The organism is Moorena sp. SIO4A5 (assembly GCF_010672005.1).
Classification (GTDB): domain Bacteria; phylum Cyanobacteriota; class Cyanobacteriia; order Cyanobacteriales; family Coleofasciculaceae; genus Moorena.
Genome location: NZ_JAAHHZ010000250.1, coordinates 1 through 6,854, shown reverse-complemented (window position 1 = coordinate 6,854; position 6,854 = coordinate 1). Strand labels below are relative to the sequence as shown.

General features: G+C 45.3%; 5 protein-coding genes. 2 read left to right on the top strand and 3 right to left on the bottom strand.

The annotated features are described in order from the left end of the window. A partial coding sequence (locus tag F6K57_RS33985) for an AAA-like domain-containing protein (RefSeq protein WP_293072336.1) occupies positions 1 to 2,128 on the bottom strand: 2,128 nt, incomplete at its 3' end. Between the two features lie 125 nt (positions 2,129 to 2,253). On the opposite strand from F6K57_RS33985, the gene F6K57_RS33980 reads away from it, so the two are divergent. Continuing rightward, a complete protein-coding gene (locus tag F6K57_RS33980) occupies positions 2,254 to 2,376 on the top strand; it encodes a hypothetical protein (protein WP_293072335.1) in 123 nt (40 codons plus the stop codon). Here F6K57_RS33980 and F6K57_RS33975 read toward each other — a convergent pair whose 3' ends face one another. Continuing rightward, positions 2,377 to 4,434, bottom strand: a complete 2,058-nt coding sequence (locus F6K57_RS33975; protein WP_293072334.1) for an AAA-like domain-containing protein — start codon at positions 4,432 to 4,434, stop codon at positions 2,377 to 2,379. 97 nt (positions 4,435 to 4,531) lie between these two features. Here F6K57_RS33975 and F6K57_RS33970 point away from each other — a divergent pair, with 97 nt between their 5' ends. After that, positions 4,532 to 4,738, top strand: coding sequence for a hypothetical protein (locus tag F6K57_RS33970; protein ID WP_293072333.1), 207 nt, complete (start codon positions 4,532 to 4,534; stop codon positions 4,736 to 4,738). Here the strand turns inward: F6K57_RS33970 and F6K57_RS33965 are convergent. Beyond that, positions 4,661 to 6,854: DUF3769 domain-containing protein (locus F6K57_RS33965; protein WP_293072332.1), on the bottom strand; the 2,194-nt coding region annotated here is incomplete at its 5' end. The two genes, F6K57_RS33970 and F6K57_RS33965, sit on opposite strands and share 78 nt — an antisense overlap.

Below are 6,854 nucleotides of genomic sequence, written 5' to 3'. Positions count from 1 at the left end.
ATAGCTGTTGCCCAGTCTCCATAGCTGAGTATAAAAGCTCTCGATCGCCATAGTAACCATTATCCCCTGGTAACCGTCGTAAAATACTAAGCGCTTGTTGTTCTAGTCGCGCACCTGTTTTAGCTTCCTGTGATTGTTTAAAATTCTCTCTAGCTTCGATCCAAGTGAGCAAAGCAACAATTAAGGACAAACCTAGTATAGTAGTACGTATGCTGATGATTCGCTTCGCTTTGTCTTGAGCCTCAGTTAACGTATCATTCGCCTTAGCTAATATTCGACTTTCTTCTGCCAATACCCTGCGGTCTAATTCCTGACCAGCCGCCAAAAACTGATAATCCAAATCGCTCAAACTTTTACCCTTACCCCAATCTTGAGCATCCTGTAACGCTACCCCCCGCAACAAACGCGATTCATCCTTACACCCAGACTCAACCCAAGCGGTAAAGGCTTCAGAATAGGGACGCAGTCTCGCTAATTCTTGCTTAACCCAATCGCGATCAAAAACACTGCCATAAATCCGGTTGTTAACTTTTAAATACCCATCCCGCTCCACTACCAACCCCGATAGTCTTAATTCCGTCTGTTCATCACTGCCATCAGCGGCAAGACTACCCTGATCTAATACCTGCTGATACAATCCCAACAGCCTACTCGCCCGTTGCTCATTTCTGAGAATGCGATCGCGTATGGTCTTCAAGTGCTCTGGCTTATCCTGAGATACCCAATTGTCAATAATCTGGGTACGGGCGACCTGTGCAACTCCAGTTCCCCCCTGGTTAAGGGGGGTTAGGGGGGATCCCAATCCCGAAGTGCTGTGGATGGATCCCCCTCCAGAATTTCCCCCAACTCCAGTTCCCCCCTGGTTAAGGGGGGTTAGGGGGGATCCCAATTCCGGAGTGTTATCGATGGATCCCCCTCCCGTCCCCCTTAATAAGGGGGAAGCCAGAGCAGGGTTAGATTCCCCTCCAGAAGTTCCCCCAACTCCAGTTCCCCCCTGGTTAAGGGGGGTTAGGGGGGATCCCAATCCCGAAGTGCTGTGGATGGATCCCCCTCCCGTCCCCCTTAATAAGGGGGAAGCTTGAGCATGGTTCGATTCCCCTCCAGAAGTGCCCTCAACTCCAGTTCCCCCCTGGTTAAGGGGGGTTAGGGGGGATCCCAATCCCGAAGTGTTATCGATGGATCCCCCTCCCGTCCCCCTTAATAAGGGGGAAGCTTGAGCATGGTTCGATTCCCCTCCAGAAGTGCCCTCAACTCCAGTTCCCCCCTTGTTAAGGGGGGTTAGGGGGGATCCCAATTCCGAAGTGTTATCGATGGATCCCCCTCCCGTCCCCCTTAATAAGGGGGAAGCCAGAGCATCGTCCACCATTAACTTACACAACTTCTGGGTCAAAAACGGTTGTCCCCCCGTCCAGGTCAATATCTCACCTAACACCTGTTGAGGATTATCCACCTTCCCTACCAAACCAGGGAGCAGTGGTGTTTTCGCTTCTTCAAAGGTAAAGCCAGTCAGTTCAATATCCCGACCAATATTAAACGGAGTGCGCTGTTTATCCTGAATCAAATCCGCTGGAGTTGCTACTCCCAGCAAACAAAAACTCAGGCGATTGTAGACAGGATTTTCGGCTCGTTTGTTATAACAACTGCGAATAAAGGCAAAGAAATCATCTTTAAACGCTACTTTAATAATACTGTCAATTTCATCTAGAAATATAACAATAGTTTCCGAAATAGTTGCCAACAATACCGATTCAATAAACTTGCCAAACCCTAACAATGGAGCGATGTGTTCTGTATCTCTAAACCAAGCTTCTTCATCAAAGTTACCTGATAGCTTAAACTGAGACACCAGCATCACTATCAAGCTTGAATACCACATCTCTACGGGTATATTCTCTTTCCCAATCATGGTAAAATCGATACAACCACAGGCTACTCCTGCTTCCTGGAGACGCTTCATAGTTTGTACCCGCAAACTCGATTTACCCATCTGTCGCGAGTTGAGCACATAACAAAATTCCCCAGCCATTAAAGCCTGAAAAATTTCGGTATCAGCTTTTCGCAGGGCATAAGTTGTGGTATCTTGAGGTAAACTTCCGCCAACTTGGTAGATTGTTGATTGGTTGGTCATGGTAGGAAAGGGAGTAGGGAGTAGGGAGTAGGGAGTAGGGAATAGGGAACAGGGAACAGGGAACAGGGAACAGGGAACAGGGAATAGAGAACAGTAGTGAAGATATTGGAGTAGTATTTGGTTTTATGCTAAAGGGATACAGTATTGGATTTGATGATATAGTTATAGAGTTTTACAGGATTTATTTACTCTTCCTATTTCACTGCTCCCTGCTCCCTGCTCCCTGCTCCCTGCTCCCTGCTCCCTAACTAGAAAAGCCTGTTACTAAAATACTGACGATACAAATTATATCGAGGAATACAATCGTTCCCGATTGCTCTGACTAATCCCAGACTTTCTAACAGATACGTTTCCTTATAATCCAGACGCACAGCTTTAGTAGTTGTCAGTAACTTTTTGAAAGGGTTTAGTAAATTGGGATGGAGAATTAGATTATTTAAAAGTTCTCGCAAATGATGACGATAAATCCCTGATTCTGTCGGGGCGGTTTCTAAAAGATGCTCCATGGTCATGTTGGTATTTTTGCTAAGAGTAGAGAAAGCCAGCGTCAACAAATAAGGATGTCCGCCTACCATACCCATTAATTTTTGCCCTGATTCAATGGATAACTTTAAACCATAACGCCCAGCTAAACTCTGAACTTTATCTAAGTAAAAATTCGATAACTCTACTGCTTCTCCCACATTAAAAGGAGACTGATTGATATCTAATTCAATATAAACCTCTGTAGAATAAACCACAATCAACCGCAGGTTTTTCCAAAGTTGATTATTTTTAGCATCCTCATGCCACGTGCGCAACAAACCTAGAAATTCGCCAGCTACTTCTGGATAAGGAAACACTCGGTCTACTTCATCCAAGCACAAAACTACAGGACTGGATAAAGACGGTAACAGATACTGCTCAAAATATCGTTGACAATTTACCTTACTATATAACCGTTTACTCCAATAATTATCCAACTGGTCTGATAAGCCCAAATTGTCACCAAATCGCACGGAAAACGACTGTAAAAATACATCCAAATCATGGCAAGGTAACTCATTCAGATTCAAATAAACTGTGCGATAACCCCGAGACTTAGCATAACTAAGAATCCGATTACTGAGTAACGTTTTCCCCATCAGCTTCGGTGCTTTAATCCGAATTAGCGCTCCTGGTTGTAAAATCTTTTGATAACACTCAGCATCTTGGAGACGTTCTAGATAAAAGTATCCAACTTGAGCAGTTGTCTGTAGTTGATTATTGGTGCTATTTGTGCTATTATAGTTGTTATTATTTGTTGGTAACTTAATACCCAGTAAGTTTAAAAATTCTGGTATAGACTGAGGGCGATCCCTTGCAACCAAATTCATGGCCTTGAGAATGGCTCGATTTATGCGATCGCTAATCTGGGGATTAAGATGGTTTGGTGGTGGTAATACAGCTCCCTCAACCCGCTCGTCAGCTGTTACTGGTTCATTTCCAGTTAAGAGCACATACAAGGTAGCGGCCAAAGCATAAACATCGGTGTAGGGTCCCTGTTGCCCACGGAACTCATATTGTTCCAGAGGAGCATAGCCTGGAGTAAAAGCAGAAAGATGAGTTTGCTTAACCCCAGGGACAAACTTAGTGGCAATACCCAAATCAATCAACACCGCACCAGAACCATTGTTCCGCACCATGATATTATTAGGTTTAACATCCCGATGGAGCAACCCTTGCTGATGAATATCCCTGAGGGCGCTACCAATTTGCTGGATGTACAGCAAGGCTTGCTCTTCTGAGAGGACACCCTGCCGTTCCACCAGAGCCGACAAGGTTTCCCCCTCGATGTATTCCATGATTAGGCAGGGTAGTTCACCTTCTCGGATAATTTCTTCAGATAAGCGGACTAGATGAGGATTACCACAGCTACATTGGGCTAATTTTACGGCTTCATTGGCGAAAATTTTCCAAAATTCTAATAAATTATCTTGCCGGAGTACATGATTAAGGATAGTTTTGATTACTATGCGATCGCCTGTTTTAGTTCGGGCTAAATAGGTAATACCCAGCCCACCTTCTCCTAGTTTTGTTTCGATGGTGTACTTACCGTTCTGTAGCCGATAACCAGGGGGCCAGGTAAGATTACTTACGCCGTAGCTGTGGTTAGGTGCCTGAGTAGTTGAGGGAGGTTTGTAGGGAGCATAAGGCTCTCCAAGCGTAAGATGTATGGGTTGTGTGGTGCTGCTATGACGAATTTTAGGGGAATTAAAGAAGCGTTTAACTGCATTTAACCGCTTCTTTAATTTCCCACAGACTGACCGATGCTTATGAGTCTTCATTGGAGATGCCCAACCTATCCAGGAGCTTAATTTGGTAGGGTTTATATTTCCACACAAATAATTTTAACGTTTCTGATAACTATCAGAGCCATTCGATTTGCTTCACCCTACTTCCGACTCCCGACTCCCGACTCCCGACTCCCGACTCCCGACTCCCGACTCCCGACTCCCGACTCCCGACTCCCGACTCCCGACTCCCGACTCCCGACTCCCGACTCCCGACTCCCTAATCATCCTCCCAGCTGTTGCTAAACGTATCAAAAGGCTCCGTTGCACCTGTCCAATTAAAATCATTAATTCGTAAACCAACTAAACCCCGTTGTTGAACTGGATTATAGCGCAATAAAATATTGTAGCTTCGACGAGAATACTCTAAAAAGAAATCAGTACTAATTTCCTGATTAGTATCTAAATTTAGGGAAGTCTGAAAACCCACTCGAAAGGGACCATAGAGTTGTTGGGTAATACCAGCATTAAGAATACGAGTATCTGCAACTCGGTCGAATAAAAATGGTGATGTATTTCCTAAAGCTACCTGACTATAGCTGATATTAAAACCCGTATAGTCCAGAAACGGTTTAGAAAAATGACCGAATTGCCCAGTTAAGCCAATGTTCCCACGGAGAAACTCTTGAGAATCACCGTTACTATAGGCACTAGCAACACCCGTAATGGATGAATTCAGTTGAATATTGGGAAGCAGTGGTGCTGGTGTATAGCGCATACCTTCTTCAGCAGTTGCTGGCAAGATTTTACCTTGCCAAAGGGGTTGTGTCCAAGTTAAGGTTGCACTCCCTTGATAACGGGTCAAATTAATCCGATTGTTATCCCGAGGTGGCAGAGGTAGCAAGTCTACTCGATCTGTGTTAGCATTAATGCGCTGAACGCCAGCTTGATATCGAATAGTCAAGCCAGTTTTCCCTAAGGGAATTGTCGGTGATTCAAATATACCCCCAATACTACTCTGAACGGTTTGGAAACCCAAAGACCCGTTAAAAAGGCGATCGCGGTAGCTAGCTTCTAAGGTCAAGCGATGAGGGTAGGTGTTACCAATAGTTTGTCGGAGGCGCAAACTCCCCCTAGTTTCGTTTTCTAAATCCTCAGGATCCAGACTAGTGAGTGCTGCGGAACCTACTAGTGTAGTGCGTGAACCTAAGGTAGCATCGAGGTCAACAAGCAAACCAAAGTTAGCCGGATCGATTACGCCACCACCTTCTGCATCATTGTTCTCATCTTCATCATTGTCTCCAAGAATAGCTTTTTGAAGAAAGAACTGTGGTGTTAGACTAAACCTGACCGAGGGAGTTTCAACTATCTTGAAGCCACGCTGAATAAACACACCACCCCGGTCGTCATCATCATACCCAAAATCCAATAAACTCGGTTGCCGCTCACGGCGGTCAATCACAAACCGTTCACGAAATGTAGGCAAGGAAAACCCTTGATCAAAAACCAGTCGAGGATTCTTGGCAACTACTTCATCTACTTCTGGGGAAATCCGTCTAAATCGAGCATTTCTGGTGCGCCACTCCAACTCTGGTGGGGAAAAGGGGTCGTTGGTAATTCTGACATTAGTAGCAACTCCTTCTAACCCGTCAAACTCCACCCGGTCGGCTTCATAGCGGAATCGATTTATAGTCCCTTCTATTTCTGGGGATTCTATGGTTGTTGTGCTTGTCCCAGTTTCAGCATTGGGAATAACCCGAGCACCAAACTCAATGGCAAAGGCTCCAGGATTACTAATTCCAGTTAAGGGCTGGCTATTAATAATTCTGCGACTGACCGGTTGAGTTGGGGGGGGTGGCCCAGAATCTGAACTTGCTCTGACAAATTCTCCCCTAGCCTTGAAAACCACACCAGTATCTTGAACAAAATAATACTCAAAGCGCTCTCCCTCTAGCACCTGGTTACCACGGGTCAGAGCCACATTCCCATCCGCAACCACAATCCGAGTAGGCAAGTTGACTTGCAGACGGTCAGCTTCTAGTAAGGCATCTTGGAAGCGCAAGGTAACATTACCCACCGCTGTAATCACTTGTCTGGTTTGGTCATACTCCTGACGGTCTGAAGTCAGCTCAAGTATGTCTAGCTGCTCATTGGTATCGAAGGTAATTGTAGGAGCAGTAACTTCGGAATCTAACTCGGAACCAGATTGGGGTTGAGACAAGTTCTGGTCTGATGGTGGTGTAGTCTCGTCTAGGGAAGCTGGGTTAGATTGTTCAGGGATGATTAACTCAAACTCTCTAGTCTCTCCCCCCCGCTCTTGAGCTATAATGCGCTTGCTTCTAGCAATTGGCAAAGGGCAATTGGAATTGATACTCAAGGATTCATCTGGATTCGGTAAGGTTTCAAGAGTAGAACATGGTTTGGGGTAGGATTTGACAGCAAAGAATCTTTCCTGATTCCCAGGCTCAGGTTTA